We start from the raw sequence: 15,717 nt of genomic DNA, 5'->3' as shown, positions 1-15,717 counted from the left end.
ACTCATCCCTTTAGACTGGGCTCCAACGCTTATTAGCCAAGGAGCCAATCATGGGTTTGCTGATCGAAGGACACTGGAAAGACCAGTGGTACGAAAGTAGCGCAGATGGCGCTTTCCAGCGCGAACAGGCGCAACGCCGCCACTGGGTCACCGCCGACGGCCAACCTGGCCCCAGCGGCGAAGGTGGCTTCAAGGCCGAAGCCGGTCGCTATCACCTGTATGTCTCGCTCGCCTGCCCGTGGGCCCATCGCACGCTGATCATGCGCAAGCTCAAGGGCCTGGAAAGCCTGATCGACGTGTCCGTGGTCAGCTGGCTGATGCTGGAAAACGGCTGGACCTTCGACAAAACCCATGGCTCAACCGGCGACACGCTGGATGATTTCGAATTCATGCACCAGCGCTACACCGCCGACACCGCCGACTACACCGGGCGCGTCACGGTGCCAGTGCTGTGGGACAAAAAGCTCAAGCGCATCGTGAGCAATGAGTCGGCGGAAATCATCCGCATGTTCAACAGCGCGTTCAACGGGCTGACCGGCAACACCCTGGATTTCTACCCCGAGCCGCTGCGCCCGACCATCGATGCGCTGAACGAACGGATCTACCCGGCCGTGAACAACGGCGTGTATCGCGCGGGCTTCGCCACTTCGCAGAAGGCTTACGAAAGCGCATTTGATGATGTGTTTGCCGAACTGGATCACCTGGAACAACATTTGGGCGACCATCGCTACCTGGCCGGTGAATACCTGACCGAGGCCGACGTGCGGCTGTTTACCACGCTGATCCGCTTTGATGCGGTGTATTACAGCCACTTCAAATGCAATTTGCGGCGGATCGCGGATTACCCGAATCTGTCGAATTGGCTTAGGGAGATGTACCAGTGGCCAGGCGTGGCCGAGACGGTGGATTTTGCGCATATCAAGGGGCATTACTATGCCAGCCACCGCACGATTAACCCGACGGGGATTGTGCCGAAGGGGCCGTCACAGAAATTCGACGGCGCTCATGATCGCGACAAACTGAGCGGAAAATCGGTACTCGGCACCCGCTAAGCCCTGTGGCGAGCGGGCTTGCCCGCGTTGGGTCGCGCAGCGGCCCAAGCAAGAACACCGCCCTGTACCCAAGTAAACAGGGTGTCAGTGTTTAGGGCTGCCTTGCAGCCCAACGCGGGCAAGCCCGCTCGCCACAGAAGTACTCTTGCACGGTCAGACTTGGGATTGAGCGCCTTCAAACCACTTCAACTTCTCGCGCAACACCACCACCTCACCGACGATCACCAGCGTGGGCGCGTGCACTTCATGCTCCGCCACCATGCGCGGCAAGTCCGCCAGGGTACCAGTAAACACACGCTGGTTGGACGTGGTGCCCTGCTGGATCAACGCCGCAGGTGTATCCGCCGCACGACCGTGCTTGATCAGCTGCTCACAGATGATCGGCAAGCCAATCAAGCCCATGTAGAACACCAGGGTCTGCGACGGCCCCACCAGGTCATGCCACGGCAGGTCCGACGTCCCGTCCTTCAAGTGCCCGGTGATAAAGCGTACCGACTGCGCATAGTCACGATGGGTAAGCGGAATCCCGGCATACGCCGCGCAACCGCTCGCCGCTGTGATCCCCGGCACCACCTGGAACGGGATGCCATGGGCCGCCAATTCTTCGATTTCTTCGCCGCCCCGGCCAAAGATGAACGGGTCACCGCCCTTGAGGCGCAACACGCGCTTGCCTTGCTTGGCCAGGTCCACCAACTGCTGGTTGATCTGGTCTTGCGGCACCGCATGATCGGCGCGGCGCTTGCCGACATAAACACGCTCGGCGTCGCGACGGCACAGCTCCAGAATCGCCGGAGCCACCAGGCGGTCATACAGCACCACGTCGGCTTGCTGCATCAGGCGCAGGGCGCGGAACGTCAGCAGGTCCGGATCACCGGGGCCTGCGCCCACCAGATAGACCTCGCCCGGCGCATACGGCGGCGCGCCGTTGACTTTTTCGATCAACAGCCGCTCGGCCTCATCGCCCTGCCCGGCCAATTGGCGATCGGCAATCGGGCCCTGGAACACCTCTTCCCAGAAGGCACGGCGTTGCTGTACATCCGGGTACAAGCCTTTGACCTGCGCACGAAAACGCGCCGCCAGCCCGGCCAGTTGGCCATAGGTGGACGGGATCCAGGTTTCCAGCTTGGCGCGGATCAAGCGCGCCAGCACCGGCGCGTCGCCGCCGCTGGACACCGCTATCACCAAAGGTGAGCGGTCGACAATCGCCGGGAAGATCACGCTGCACAAGGCTGGCGCGTCCACCACATTGACCGGTACACAACGTCGCTTGGCATCACTGGACACTTGCGCGTTCAGGGGTTCGTCGTCGGTCGCGGCGATAATCAGGCTGCAGGCGTCAAGGTCGGCCTCCTGATAACCGCGCAAAATCAGTTCCCCGCCACTGCCCTGTACCAGTTCGCGCAACTGGTCTTCGATCTGGGGAGCAACCACCCGCAACACTGCACCGGCGTCGGCCAGCAGCCGGGATTTGCGCAAGGCAATCTCCCCGCCACCGACGACCAACACACGACTGCCGCGCAGGTTATGAAACAGCGGCAGAAATTCCATTTAGCCGATGACCTCAACGCCCGCCATGTACGGCTTGAGCACCTCAGGTACGCGGATCGAACCGTCAGCCTGCTGGTAGTTTTCCAGCACCGCCACCAGGGTACGGCCTACAGCCAGGCCCGAACCGTTGAGGGTGTGCACCAGTTCCGGCTTGCCGGTTTCCGGGTTACGGAAACGCGCCTGCATGCGACGGGCCTGGAAATCACCACAGTTGGAGCACGACGAAATCTCGCGGTATTTGTCCTGGCTCGGCACCCACACTTCCAGATCGTAGGTCTTCACGGCGCTGAACCCCATGTCGCCGGTGCACAGCGCCAGCACGCGGTACGGCAGCTCCAGCAGTTGCAGGACGCGCTCGGCGTTGGCGGTCAGGCCTTCCAGGGCGTCCATGGAAGTCGACGGCTCAACCACCTGCACCATCTCGACCTTGTCGAACTGGTGCTGGCGGATCATGCCGCGGGTATCGCGACCCGATGCACCGGCTTCGCTGCGAAAGCACGGGCTGTGAGCCACGAACTTCAACGGCAGTTGCTTGGCGTCGAGGATCTCGCCGGACACGATGTTGGTCAGCGACACTTCGGCGGTCGGGATCAGGTACAGGTCGGCTTCGCCGTCGCGACTGATTTTGAACAGGTCTTCTTCGAACTTCGGCAACTGGCTGGTCCCCATCAGCGCTGGTGCCTGCACCAGATACGGGGTGTAAGCCTCTTCGTAGCCGTGTTCGGCGGTGTGCAGGTTGATCATGAACTGCGCCAGGGCGCGGTGCATGCGCGCAATCGGGCCGCGCAGCAGGGCAAAGCGGGCGCCGGACATCTTGGCTGCGGTTTCGAAATCCAGGCCGCCGGTCAATTCGCCCAGGCGACATGGTCCTTGATCTCGAAATCAAAGACTTTGGGCGTGCCCCAGCGGCGCACTTCGACGTTGCCGTCTTCGTCTTCGCCAATCGGCACCGACTCGTGCGGGATGTTAGGGATGCCCAGCAGGATCGAATCCAGCTCGGACTGGATCTTTTCCAGCTCGACCTTGCCGTCAGACAGCTCGGTGCCCATGCGCTCGACATCCGCCATCAGCGGCGCGATGTCTTCGCCGCGCTGCTTGGCCTGACCGATGGATTTGGAACGCGCATTCCGCTCAGCCTGCAGTGCTTCGGTGCGGGTCTGGACGGTCTTGCGCTGTTCTTCCAGCGCTTCGATGCGCGCAACATCCAATGCAAAGCCACGGGATGCCAGGCGGTCCGCTACGTCCTGAAGGTTGCTACGTAACAGTTTGGAATCGAGCATGTCGGTCTCTCGTTTATCAAAGTTTGGTCAAGGACAGGCCGGCCCAAGTCGCGAGCAGCCCGCCGAACACGCTGATGCCCAGGTACCCGAAGGCGACCAGGGCCTGCCCGCTTTCCAGCAGCCGCAGCGTGTCCAGTGAAAAGGATGAAAAGGTCGTCAGACCGCCTACAAAGCCGACAATCAAGCCGGCGCGAATTTCAATCGGGACTTCCGGACGCAACAGAAACCAGCCGTACAACAGCCCGATGATCAGGCAACCCACCAGGTTCACCGCCAGGGTCGCCGCATAAAAATGCTTCGGCCAGTTGGCGCTCACCCACGTACCGGTGGCGAAACGCAATAATGTACCAGCGATGCCGGCTGCGGACACGGCAAGAATTGTCTTGAGCACTACTTTCTCCGCTGTTTGGGGCTGAGGCGGTCGAGTTGGGCAAGGTGATTGAGCTTTTCGCCGATTTTCAGCTCCAGGCCACGGGGCACCGGCTGATAGAGCGCCAGCGGCTCAAGCTCATCGGGAAAGTAGTCTTCACCGGCGGCGTAGGCGTCCGGCTCATCGTGGGCGTAGCGGTATTCATCACCGTAGCCCAGCTGTTTCATCAGCTTGGTCGGTGCATTGCGCAGGTGCAGCGGCACTTCCAGCGAGCCGTACTCGGCGGCGGCGCGCAAGGCGGACTTGAAGCCCATGTACACCGCATTGCTTTTCGGCGCGCAGGCCAGGTAGGTGATGGCCTGGGCCACCGCCAGCTCGCCCTCGGGGCTGCCGAGGCGCTCCTGCACGTCCCAGGCGGCGAGGCACAGGCTCAAGGCGCGCGGGTCGGCGTTGCCGATGTCTTCGCTGGCCATGCGCACCACGCGGCGAGCCAGGTACAGCGGGTCGCAACCGCCATCGATCATGCGCGCAAACCAGTACAACGCGCCGTCCGGGTTGGAGCCGCGCACGGATTTGTGCAGCGCGGAAATCTGGTCGTAGAAGGCTTCGCCGCCTTTGTCGAAACGCCGGCGCGTATCGCCGAGCAGGCTTTGCAACAGGTCGACGCCAATCTCGCTGCCGTCTTCGGCCAGGTCGGAGGCGTTCTCCAGTAAGTTGAGAAAGCGCCGCCCGTCACCATCGGCGGCCGTCAGCAAAATTTTGAAGCCTTCCTCGCTGACGCTCAGCTGGCGCTTGCCCAGGCCCTTGTCTTCGCTCAGGGCGCGGTGCAACAGCTTTTGCATCGCCGCCTCGTCCAGGCTTTTTGAGCACATACACCCGCGCCCGCGAGAGCAACGCGTTATTGAGTTCGAACGAGGGATTTTCGGTGGTGGCACCGATGAAAATCAGCGTGCCGTCTTCGACATACGGCAAAAACGCGTCTTGCTGCGACTTGTTGAAGCGATGCACTTCGTCGACAAACAGGATCGTGCGCTTGCCGTACTGCCCGGCCTGCTGCTTGGCGACTTCCACCGCCTGGCGGATCTCCTTGACCCCAGCCAGCACCGCCGAGACTGTTTCAAAGTGTGCATCCGAGACTTTCGCCAGCAGCCGCGCCAGGGTGGTTTTACCCACGCCCGGTGGCCCCCAGAAAATCATCGAGTGCAGCGCACCCTGCTCCAGGGCTTCGCGCAAAGGCTTGCCGCGAGCGAGCAGGTGTTCTTGCCCGACGTACTCGTCCAGGCTTGGTCGAACGCAGGCGCGCCGCCAGTGGCTGAGCAATCGGGTCACTTCGAAACAGATCCATGGGCAGCGTTTGAAACCTCTGGGCAGTTTATTCCTGGATCACGTCGGCACCCTTGGGGATGTCGAACTTGAACTTGGACGCCGGCACCGGCTGGTTGGCCTTGACCCCGGAGAACAGGATATCGGTGCGCTGGCCGACGCTGTCGATCAGGCGCATGTTGTTGATCACGCCATTGCCGAACGACAGCTGCAGGCTGTCGAACAGCGTGTCCTTGGACTTCGGCTTGAGGGTGAATTCGATCACGTTGCTGGTTTGCTTGGAGGTGATATCGAAACTGTCGTTGATTTTCGACACATCACCCGACAGCAGCAACGCCGGGGTCTGGTTCAGGCGCGGGTCCAGCTTCTTGATGGTCGCCTGCTCCAGGTCCGGGTCCCACAGCGTGACCTTCTGGCCATCGGACACGATGGTCTGCTCGGCCTTGCCTTCGGTATGCCAGTAGAACAGGCCTGGGCGCTGCACGGCCATCTCGCCTTCGGTTTGCTGCAACTGGGTGCCGCCGGCATCCAGGGTCAGCTGAGAAAAGCGCGCGGTCAGGGTCTGGGATTTGTCCAGCAGGTTTTTCAGGCTGGCCACGGATGCCGGGTCAGCGTGAGCCGAAACAGCGGTCAGGGCCAGTGCCGGCAACAACAGCATGCGGATAAGACGCATGGGAATCCTCATTGAGTCGTTAGGGCGCGCCGCGTGCTGCCACGCGGCGCGTAATCAGTCGCGCATCTGCCCGGGGGCGATGACTTCACGCGAGCCGTTGGTGTTCATTGCGGTGACCACGCCAGCGTTTTCCATGGCTTCGATCATTCGGGCGGCGCGGTTGTAGCCGATTTTCAGCTTGCGCTGTACCGCAGAGATCGAAGCACGGCGGCTTTCCAGCACGAAAGCGACTGCTTCGTCGTATAGCGCGTCGGTCTCGGCATCATCGTCGCCGCCACTGCTGCCACCGTCGAAGCCGCTGCCGGCTTCTTCGACGCCCGCAAGGATATCGTCGTTGTATTCCGGCGCGCCGCGCAGCTTCCAGGCCTCCACTACGCGGTGCACTTCGTCATCGGACACAAAGGCGCCGTGTACCCGGATTGGCAGGCTGGTGCCTGGCGGCATGTAGAGCATGTCACCGTGGCCCAGCAATTGCTCGGCGCCGCCCTGGTCGATGATGGTCCGCGAGTCGATCTTGCTCGACACCTGGAACGCCATGCGCGTAGGAATGTTGGCCTTGATCAGGCCGGTGATCACATCCACAGAAGGCCGCTGGGTCGCGAGAATCAAGTGAATACCTGCCGCCCGCGCCTTCTGGGCAATACGTGCGATCAGTTCTTCGACCTTCTTGCCGACGATCATCATCATGTCGGCAAATTCATCGACCACCACCACGATGGTCGGCAACTTGCTCAGCAACGGCGCTTCGTCGTGAATGCTTTCGCGCTTGTACAGCGGGTCTGTCAGTGGCGTGCCGGCGTCCTGGGCTTCCTTGACCTTGGCGTTGAAGCCCGACAGGTTACGCACGCCCATCTTTGCCATCAGCTTGTAGCGCCGCTCCATCTCGGCGACGCTCCAGCGCAGGGCGTTGGCGGCGTCCTTCATGTCGGTGACCACCGGGCACAGCAGGTGCGGAATGCCTTCGTAGATCGACAGTTCCAACATCTTGGGGTCGATCATGATCAGCTTGGCGTCTTCCGGGCCGGACTTGAACAGGATCGACAGGATCATCGCGTTCACCCCCACCGACTTACCGGAACCGGTGGTACCGGCCACCAGCAGGTGAGGCATCTTCGCCAGGTCAGTGATCACCGGCTTGCCGCCGATGTCGTGGCCCAGGGCCAGGGTGACCGGCGATTTGAAGTTGTCGTATTCCGGCGTCGACAGCACTTCGGAGAAACGCACGATCTGGCGGTCTTCGTTGGGAATCTCGATACCCACGGTGGTCTTGCCGGGGATCACTTCCACCACACGCACACTGGTCACGGCCAGGGAGCGCGCCAGGTCTTTGGCCAGGTTGGAAATACGGCTGACCTTGACGCCGGCAGCCGGCTGGATTTCGTAACGGGTAATCACCGGGCCAGGGTGGATCGAGTCCACCGACACTTCAACCCCGAATTCCTTGAGCTTGATTTCCAGCAGATGGCCGACGGCCGCCAGGGACTCCGGAGAATAATTGAGTTGTTTCTTTTCGGCCGGGTCGAGGATCGAGATCGGCGGCAAAGTGCCTTCGACGGCGCTGTCGACAAACAACGGCGCCTGCTTCTCTTTCTGTACGCGATGGCTTGGCTCTGGCGCCTTGGGCGGTGCAGGCGCGATCACCGGCGGCACCTGTTTCTCGCGATCCGACATGTGCTTGCTCAGGGCCTGCTCGCGCTCAATCAGGCGCTCCTTGACCTTGGCCTGCTCGCGGCGGTCCGGCGTACTCGGGGCCACCACCTCGTTGACGCGGGTATCCACCTCGCGCAGCTGGGCGACCATGCGCTTGCGATCAACCCGCGCCTGCCACCAGCGGTTGGCGGCGCCTTGGAACAGCTCCAGCAGGTCGAGGGTGATCTTGCCGGTCACGTCCATCACCTTGAACCACGAAAGGTCGGTGAACACCGTGAGGCCGAACAGGAACAGTGCGATAAACATCAGCGTGCTGCCCTGGATATTCAGGGTCCTGCGCGCCAGGTCGCCCAGGCTTTCGCCCAGCGCCCCGCCCGCGCCCGCCGGGAGGCCGGTGGGTGCATGAAAATGGATATGCGCCAGCGCCGCGCCGGACAACACCAGGAACACCAGGCCGATCAGGCGCCACGAAAACAGCCAACCGCTCCACTGCCACGGTTCATGGCGCTGACGGAAGATCTGCCAGGTCTTGATCGCCAGCAGCAAGGGGAAGATGTAGGCAAAGTAACCCAGCACCATGAACAGGATATCGGCGCTGTAGGAACCGGCAGGCCCGCCGAAGTTCTGCACGTCTTCGATCTTGCTGTTGTGGCTCCAGCCCGGATCGTCCTTGCCATAGGTGAGCAAGGCCATCATCAGGAACAGGCACAGCGCGCCGATCGCGATCAGCGCACCTTCCTTGAGTCGGTAGTGCAGGTGCTGGCGCCAGGCCGGCACGACTGCTGCTTTTGGTGTTGCGGCGGATTTCTTCAAAACGGGTCTTTTCCTGCGCCTTTAGCGCGTCCATCTGTTGAATAACTGCAAATACTGCCCAATCCGAGCAGCTGAAAAATAAACGAACGTCGTTGAATCTACTTTTAACACCGGGCGATTGCTGGATGAAATGGCGATAACGCCACAATGGCCGCATTGTACGGGTTTGTGTGCCTGATGCCACGCCACTTGGCGCTCATCCAGCAGCATCGCCAACTGCGTGTCACAACATGTTCAATTTGAGCATGCATTGTCTTTGCTGACAAAGGCTTATGAGCTGTTTTTACCAATCCAGGCAAGCTTGGCAAATGGCCTGCATCGGCCAGACCCGATTACGACCACGCCTTATGCACAGAGTTGCAGAAACACCCGCTCACGCTAATCCGCACCAATAGCCGATTCGGGCTGGCCCCATGGCGCTGTGTCGACAATAATCACCGCTTGGGGCAGGCGACATTCCTGCCACTCCTCCCCTTCCGCAAGCCTGGATACCATGCTGACCTGGTTACAACGCAATTCCCTGACCTTCCCGCCGCTGGCCAAAGCCATGCGCGAACCCAATGGCCTGCTCGCCGCCGGTGGCGACCTGTCGGCCGAACGCCTGATCCGAGCCTATCGCCACGGCTGCTTTCCATGGTTCTCGGATGGCCAGCCGATCCTCTGGTGGTCGCCCGACCCGCGCACGGTGATATTCCCGGACGAACTGCACGTGTCCCGCAGCCTGGGCAAACTGTTGCGCCAGCAGCGCTATACCGTAACCTTCGACCAGGACTTCGCCGCAGTCATCCAGGCGTGCGCCGCACCTCGCGCCTATGCCGACGGCACATGGATCACCGAAGGCATACAGAGCGCCTACCTGGAGCTGCACAAGCGCGGTTACGCCCATTCGGTGGAAGTGTGGGACAAGGGCGAGCTGGTCGGTGGCCTGTATGGCCTGGCGATGGGCCAGCTGTTTTTTGGCGAGTCCATGTTCAGCCGCGCCGACAACGCATCCAAATTCGGCTTTGCCACCCTGACCCGGCAATTGCAGGCCTGGGGGTTTGTACTGATCGACTGCCAGATGCCCAACGATCACCTGCACAGCCTAGGCGCCCGCGCCATCCCCCGCAGCGAATTCGCGAACTTCCTGCGCAACCATCTGGATCAACCCAGCAGCGGACCGTGGGTTTCCTAGGCGACTTGCGCGTGCGTGGCTTACACTTATTTCAAAGCTTATCCGAGGGTTGATCATGACCGAGTTGGCGCGCTTGAAGTTTTATGCCACTCAACCCCACTCTTGCAGCTATCTGCCCGACGAGCAGGCCACCACGCTGTTCCTCGACCCCAGCCAGCCAATGGACGTGCATGTGTATGCCGATCTCTCGGAAATGGGTTTTCGGCGCAGCGGCGATCATCTGTACCGGCCTCATTGCCAAAACTGCAATGCGTGCGTCCCGGCACGCATTCCTGTGGCGCAGTTTGCAGCGGACCGCAACCAGAAGCGCATCCTCAAACGCAACGCCGACCTGACGGTTACGCCGGCCAAACCCAGGTTCAGCGAAGAATACTTCGACCTTTACCAGCGCTACATCGAACAACGCCATGCCGACGGCGACATGTTCCCGCCCAGTCGCGACCAGTTTTCCACCTTCCTGGTACGCGATTTGCCTTTTTCGCGCTTCTACGAGTTCCGCCTCGAGGGTCGCCTGGTGGCCGTGGCCGTGACCGATTTGCTGCCTAACGGCCTGTCGGCGGTCTACACCTTTTACGAACCGGCCGAAGAACGCCGCAGCCTCGGGCGCTTCGCCATCCTCTGGCAAATCGGCGAAGCCATGCGCCAGGAACTGGAAGCGGTGTACCTCGGGTACTGGATCAAAAACTGCAAAAAGATGAGCTACAAAACCCAATATCGGCCGATCGAGCTGCTGATTAATCAAAGATGGGTCACGCTTAACTAGAACCCCTTGGCTTAAACACCCTTTTTCGGGCACAATGCACGCCGCTTTTGCCTGGCGCAGTTGCACCGGGCCATTCACTGGATACCGAGGGCTTTACTGCATGTCGAAAGAAGACAGCTTCGAAATGGAAGGCACTGTCGTCGACACCCTGCCCAACACCATGTTTCGTGTGGAGTTGGAAAATGGGCACGTCGTAACCGCGCATATCTCCGGCAAGATGCGCAAGAACTACATTCGTATTCTTACCGGTGACAAAGTGCGCGTCGAGCTGACGCCCTATGACTTGAGCAAAGGGCGCATCACTTACCGCGCTCGTTAAGCAAGTCAATACAAAACGCCCGGTTATGCCGGGCGTTTTTGTGTGTGCGCTATTTATCCGCCACCAAAATTGCCCCTGTAGGAGCTGGCTTGCCTGCTCCCACAGGGATTTGCGATATCTTCAAGACAGCAAAAAGGCGCCTTTCGGCGCCTTTTGCTGTATTGCAGTAAACGATCAGGCCATTTCGGCGGTGGTCTCGAAATCGAAGGTCAGCTCGCCATCCTTCAGATCGATATGCACCACGCCACCATGGTCGGACAGCTCGCCGAACAGGATCTCTTCGGCCAATGGCCGCTTGATCTTGTCCTGGATCAGACGCGCCATCGGGCGGGCGCCCATTGCCGCGTCGTAGCCACCTTCGGCCAGCCAGCTGCGTGCCGCGTCCGTCACTTCCAGCTGCACGCGCTTGTCTTCCAACTGCGCTTGAAGCTCGGTAAGGAACTTGTCCACCACGCTTTTGATGACCTCATGGCTGAGGCGACCAAACTGGATAATGGTGTCCAGGCGGTTACGGAACTCCGGCGTAAAGCTCTTCTTGATCACTTCCATCGCATCGGAAGAGTGATCCTGATGGCTGAAGCCGATCGAAGCCCGCGCAGCCGTTTCGGCACCGGCGTTGGTGGTCATGATCACGATCACGTTACGGAAGTCCGCCTTGCGCCCGTTGTTGTCGGTCAGGGTTCCGTGGTCCATCACCTGCAGCAGCAGGTTGAAGACTTCCGGGTGCGCCTTCTCGATTTCATCGAGCAGCAACACGCAATGCGGCTGCTTGGTGATCGCCTCGGTCAGCAGGCCGCCCTGGTCGAAACCGACATAGCCCGGCGGCGCACCGATCAGGCGCGACACCGTGTGGCGCTCCATGTATTCGGACATGTCGAAGCGCACCAGCTCAATACCCATGGCCTTGGCCAACTGACGCGCCGCTTCGGTCTTGCCGACGCCGGTCGGGCCTGCGAACAGGAACGAACCGACCGGTTTGTCCGGCGACTTGAGGCCCGCACGCGACAACTTGATGGCGGTAGACAGCGAGTCGATGGCCGCATCCTGACCGAATACGGTGAGCTTGAGGTCACGCTCCAGGTTACGCAGCAGCTCTTTATCGGAGCTGGTGACGTGTTTTGGCGGAATCCGCGCAATCTTCGCCACAATATCCTCGACCTGAGGCACATCAATGCGCTTCACACGCTTCTCGACCGGCTGCAGGCGCTGGTAGGCACCCGCCTCGTCGATCACATCAATCGCCTTGTCCGGCATGTGCCGGTCATTGATGTAGCGCGACGCCAGCTCGGCAGCCGCACGCAGAGCCTCATCGGTGTATTCGATACCGTGGTGCGCCTCGAAGCGCCCCTTGAGCCCGCGCAGAATGCCGATGGTGTCTTCAACCGAAGGTTCGGACACATCGACTTTCTGGAAACGGCGCGCCAGGGCACGGTCTTTTTCAAAGATGCCGCGAAATTCCTGGAACGTGGTCGAACCGATGCAACGGATATCACCCGACGACAACAGCGGCTTGAGCAGGTTGGAGGCATCCATCACCCCACCGGACGCCGCACCGGCGCCAATGATGGTATGGATCTCATCGATAAACAGGATCGCCTGCGGACGCTTTTTCAGCTCGCCGAGCAACGCCTTGAAGCGCTTCTCGAAATCGCCACGGTACTTGGTCCCGGCGAGCAAGGCGCCCAGATCAAGGGAGTAGACGACGCTGTTGGCCAGCAGGTCAGGCACCTGATTGTCGACGATACGCTTGGCCAGGCCTTCGGCAATCGCGGTTTTACCCACGCCCGCCTCACCCACCAGCAGCGGGTTGTTCTTGCGACGACGTGCGAGGATCTGCGCTACACGCTCAACCTCAAGCTCACGCCCCACCAGCGGATCGATCCGCCCCTGGCGTGCCAGTTCATTGAGGTTGCTGGCATAGGCATCCAGTGGATTGCCCGAAGAAGAAGACTCACCGCCCTCGTCGTCCTGCATATCCTGCTCACCCTCGGAATGATCGCCGTGCCCGGGCACCTTGGAGATACCGTGGGCGATGTAGTTGACGACATCAATACGGGCAACGCTCTGCTGCTTGAGCAGGAACACTGCCTGGCTTTCCTGTTCGCTGAAAATCGCCACAAGCACATTGGCGCCTGTGACTTCACGCTTACCGGAGCTCTGAACGTGGAAAACAGCACGCTGCAATACCCGCTGGAAGCCCAGGGTTGGCTGGGTTTCACGGTCCTCGTCATGCACGGGGATCAGTGGCGTGGTGGAGTCGATAAACTCCTGCAGATCATGCTTGAGTTTGTCGAGGTTGGCGCCGCACGCACGTAAAACGGTAGCGGCAGCTTCGTTATCCAAAAGTGCCAGCAGCAGGTGTTCGACGGTCATGAATTCATGACGCTTCGAACGAGCCTCCTTGAAGGCAAGATTGAGGGTGACTTCGAGCTCGCGGTTTAACATAGCTTCACCTCATACCCAAGTGGTCGGCGTTAACCGTCCTTCTCGATTTCACAGAGTAGCGGATGCTGGCTTTCCCTGGCGTACTGGTTGACCTGCATGGCCTTTGTCTCGGCGATGTCGCGGGTAAACACTCCACATACTGCCCGTCCTTCTGTGTGAACGGCCAGCATTACCTTGGTCGCCAACTCGCGGTTCAGGTTAAAAAACACCTCGAGTACTTCGACCACGAAATCCATCGGTGTGTAGTCATCGTTGAACAAAACCACCTTGTACATCGGCGGCGCCTGTAAAGCAGGCTTGGCCTCCTGAACAGCAATGCCTGCAGAACCGTCGTCATCGTGCTCGTGATCCGGTCGATCCTGATTGAATGTTAGTCGAATCTGGCTGATTGCATGCATGGAAAGAAAGGTTCGTCAGTGGTTCAAATACAGTGGTGGGGGCGACCTGTCAGAATTTCAACTCTGACCGACTGGTCGCCTTGACTATCGGCGAATCAGTGTTACAACCAATAGAACCCACAGTGGGTAAAAAAGGTCCGCGCAGTCAACCTTATTTATTCGGGTTAGGACGGATAAACTGGATGATACTCCAGTGATGGAGTCTGGTGCAGAGGGATATGGGTATGTCTGGCGTCAAGATCAAAGGCAAGGTCAAATGGTTCAACAATGCCAAGGGCTACGGATTCATTGTAGAAGATGGTAAGTCCGAGGACCTTTTTGCGCATTTTTCAGCGATCGAGATGGAGGGGTACAAGACGCTTAAAGCAGGCCAGCCGGTGTCATTTGAGATTATTCAAGGACCAAAAGGCTTGCACGCTGTAGGCATCTGTAACGCCTGCAAAGCTGGAGACCGCGACCACGTGCAGCACGAAGCAACCCACGACGACAAACAAACAGCAGATAAAGCCAAAAAAGACAAAGAAAAAGAAAAGGCCTGATAGTCGGCCACGCAAATGCTCTGCAAATAAAAACGGCCCTCCTGAACAATCAGGACGGCCGTTTTTTATACCTGCCGCTCCTACATATGCGAAATCAGCGCATCACCAAAGCCCGACGACGACACCAACTTCGCACCGTCCATCAGACGCTCGAAGTCATAGGTCACAGTCTTGGCCGAAATTGCACCATTGGTCCCTTTGATGATCAGGTCCGCCGCTTCGAGCCAGCCCATGTGGCGCAGCATCATTTCCGCCGACAGGATCAATGAGCCCGGATTAACCTGGTCCTTGCCCGCATATTTCGGCGCCGTCCCGTGTGTGGCCTCGAACATGGCCACGGTGTCGGACAGGTTGGCACCCGGCGCAATCCCAATACCGCCCACTTCCGCCGCCAGGGCGTCGGACAGGTAGTCACCATTGAGGTTGAGGGTGGCGATCACGTCATACTCGGCCGGACGTAGCAGGATCTGCTGAAGCATCGCATCGGCAATGGCGTCCTTGACCACTACATTCTTGCCGGTCTTCGGATTCTTGAACTGCATCCACGGGCCGCCGTCGAGCAGGGTCGCGCCAAACTCTTCAGCCGCCACTTCGTAGGCCCATTCCTTGAAGGCACCTTCGGTGAACTTCATGATGTTGCCTTTGTGCACGATGGTCAGCGAGTCGCGGTCGTTATCCACTACATACTGCAGGGCTTTACGCGCCAGGCGCTTGGTGCCTTCCCTGGAAACCGGCTTCACGCCAATCCCGCAATCCTGGTCGAAACGGATTTTGGTAACCCCCATTTCCTCCTTGAGAAACTTGATCACCTTGATCGCTTCCGGCGAACCGGCTTTCCACTCGATCCCGGCGTAAATATCTTCGGAGTTTTCACGGAAGATCGTCATGTCGACGTCGCCGGGCTTCTTGACCGGGCTGGGCACGCCTTCGAACCAGCGCACCGGGCGCAGACACACATACAGATCGAGTTGCTGACGCAGGGCCACGTTCAGCGAACGGATGCCGCCGCCAACCGGGGTGGTCAGCGGGCCTTTGATGGACACTACGTAATCTTTGACCGCATCCAGGGTCTCCTGGGGCAGCCAGGTGTCCTGGTCGTAGACTTGAGTGGCCTTTTCGCCAGCGTAAACCTCCATCCAGGAGATTTTGCGCTTGCCGCCGTAGGCCTTTTCAACAGCTGCGTCGACTACCTTGATCATCACCGGGCTGATGTCGACGCCAATACCGTCACCTTCGATGTAAGGGATGATCGGTTGATCAGGAACATTGAGAGAATGGTCTGCATTGACGGTGATTTTGTCGCCGACTGCCGGAACCTGAATCTTCTTGTATCCCATGCTGAACTCCATCTATGGATTGAACATCTGGCT

General features: G+C 59.8%; 11 protein-coding genes and 3 pseudogenes. 5 read left to right on the top strand and 9 right to left on the bottom strand.

Annotation, left to right across the window (positions count from 1 at the left end; all coding sequences use genetic code 11):
• The first annotated feature begins 50 nt into the window (after positions 1-50).
• Complete coding sequence (locus LRS56_08230) at positions 51-1,052, top strand: glutathione S-transferase family protein (protein WDU64446.1); 1,002 nt, start codon at positions 51-53, stop codon at positions 1,050-1,052.
• A 153-nt stretch (positions 1,053-1,205) separates the two neighbouring features.
• On the opposite strand, the gene cysG is transcribed toward LRS56_08230, so the two are convergent.
• From cysG to LRS56_08200, 6 genes and pseudogenes are all read right to left on the bottom strand, one after another.
• Entirely contained in the window at positions 1,206-2,600 is a 1,395-nt protein-coding gene (gene cysG, locus LRS56_08225) for a siroheme synthase CysG (protein WDU64445.1), read from the bottom strand.
• A pseudogene (serS, locus tag LRS56_08220) lies at positions 2,601-3,880 on the bottom strand (serine--tRNA ligase).
• Between the two features lie 16 nt (positions 3,881-3,896).
• Positions 3,897-4,271: a fluoride efflux transporter CrcB gene (crcB, locus tag LRS56_08215; protein ID WDU64444.1), complete on the bottom strand. Its 375-nt coding sequence runs from the start codon at positions 4,269-4,271 to the stop codon at positions 3,897-3,899.
• A pseudogene (locus tag LRS56_08210) lies at positions 4,271-5,595 on the bottom strand (replication-associated recombination protein A). Before LRS56_08210 ends, crcB begins: the two are co-directional and overlap by 1 nt.
• A gap of 27 nt (positions 5,596-5,622) precedes the next feature.
• Positions 5,623-6,246, bottom strand: coding sequence for an outer membrane lipoprotein chaperone LolA (gene lolA, locus LRS56_08205; GenBank protein ID WDU64443.1), 624 nt, complete (start codon positions 6,244-6,246; stop codon positions 5,623-5,625).
• A gap of 54 nt (positions 6,247-6,300) precedes the next feature.
• Positions 6,301-8,709 (bottom strand): DNA translocase FtsK 4TM domain-containing protein, encoded by a 2,409-nt coding sequence (locus tag LRS56_08200; protein WDU64442.1) that lies wholly within the window; start codon positions 8,707-8,709, stop codon positions 6,301-6,303.
• Positions 8,710-9,202: 493 nt separating this feature from the next.
• Here LRS56_08200 and aat point away from each other — a divergent pair, with 493 nt between their 5' ends.
• From aat to infA, 3 genes are all read left to right on the top strand, one after another.
• Positions 9,203-9,883: a leucyl/phenylalanyl-tRNA--protein transferase gene (aat, locus tag LRS56_08195; GenBank protein ID WDU64441.1), complete on the top strand. Its 681-nt coding sequence runs from the start codon at positions 9,203-9,205 to the stop codon at positions 9,881-9,883.
• 55 nt (positions 9,884-9,938) lie between these two features.
• Entirely contained in the window at positions 9,939-10,646 is a 708-nt protein-coding gene (locus tag LRS56_08190) for an arginyltransferase (protein WDU64440.1), read from the top strand.
• Positions 10,647-10,746: 100 nt separating this feature from the next.
• The gene (infA, locus tag LRS56_08185; GenBank protein WDU64439.1) at positions 10,747-10,965 is read left to right on the top strand and encodes a translation initiation factor IF-1; all 219 of its coding nucleotides are present in this window, start codon (positions 10,747-10,749) and stop codon (positions 10,963-10,965) included.
• 174 nt (positions 10,966-11,139) lie between these two features.
• On the opposite strand, the gene clpA is transcribed toward infA, so the two are convergent.
• Positions 11,140-13,410: an ATP-dependent Clp protease ATP-binding subunit ClpA gene (gene clpA / locus LRS56_08180; GenBank protein ID WDU64438.1), complete on the bottom strand. Its 2,271-nt coding sequence runs from the start codon at positions 13,408-13,410 to the stop codon at positions 11,140-11,142.
• A 29-nt stretch (positions 13,411-13,439) separates the two neighbouring features.
• Complete coding sequence (clpS, locus tag LRS56_08175; protein WDU64437.1) at positions 13,440-13,808, bottom strand: ATP-dependent Clp protease adapter ClpS; 369 nt, start codon at positions 13,806-13,808, stop codon at positions 13,440-13,442.
• Positions 13,809-14,032: 224 nt separating this feature from the next.
• Here clpS and LRS56_08170 point away from each other — a divergent pair.
• Positions 14,033-14,218 (top strand): annotated as a pseudogene (locus tag LRS56_08170) (cold shock domain-containing protein).
• A gap of 209 nt (positions 14,219-14,427) precedes the next feature.
• On the opposite strand, the gene icd reads toward LRS56_08170, so the two are convergent.
• Positions 14,428-15,684, bottom strand: a complete 1,257-nt coding sequence (icd, locus tag LRS56_08165; protein WDU64436.1) for an NADP-dependent isocitrate dehydrogenase — start codon at positions 15,682-15,684, stop codon at positions 14,428-14,430.
• Between the last annotated feature and the right edge of the window lie 33 nt (positions 15,685-15,717).

It is taken from the genome of Pseudomonas poae (genome assembly GCA_028869255.1).
Lineage (GTDB): Bacteria > Pseudomonadota > Gammaproteobacteria > Pseudomonadales > Pseudomonadaceae > Aquipseudomonas > Aquipseudomonas poae_C.
The sequence above is the reverse complement of the archived record's forward strand: the minus strand, read 5'-3'. Positions and strand labels throughout refer to the sequence as shown.

Bases quoted from the DNA above. Each gene is read 5' to 3' on its own strand.
- LRS56_08230 (WDU64446.1), top strand. From the start codon at position 51: ATGGGTTTGCTGATCGAAGGACACTGGAAAGACCAGTGGTACGAAAGT.
- cysG (WDU64445.1), bottom strand. From the start codon at position 2,600: ATGGAATTTCTGCCGCTGTTTCATAACCTGCGCGGCAGTCGTGTGTTG.
- lolA (WDU64443.1), bottom strand. From the start codon at position 6,246: ATGCGTCTTATCCGCATGCTGTTGTTGCCGGCACTGGCCCTGACCGCT.
- aat (WDU64441.1), top strand. From the start codon at position 9,203: ATGCTGACCTGGTTACAACGCAATTCCCTGACCTTCCCGCCGCTGGCC.
- LRS56_08190 (WDU64440.1), top strand. From the start codon at position 9,939: ATGACCGAGTTGGCGCGCTTGAAGTTTTATGCCACTCAACCCCACTCT.
- infA (WDU64439.1), top strand. From the start codon at position 10,747: ATGTCGAAAGAAGACAGCTTCGAAATGGAAGGCACTGTCGTCGACACC.
- clpA (WDU64438.1), bottom strand. From the start codon at position 13,410: ATGTTAAACCGCGAGCTCGAAGTCACCCTCAATCTTGCCTTCAAGGAG.
- clpS (WDU64437.1), bottom strand. From the start codon at position 13,808: ATGCATGCAATCAGCCAGATTCGACTAACATTCAATCAGGATCGACCG.
- icd (WDU64436.1), bottom strand. From the start codon at position 15,684: ATGGGATACAAGAAGATTCAGGTTCCGGCAGTCGGCGACAAAATCACC.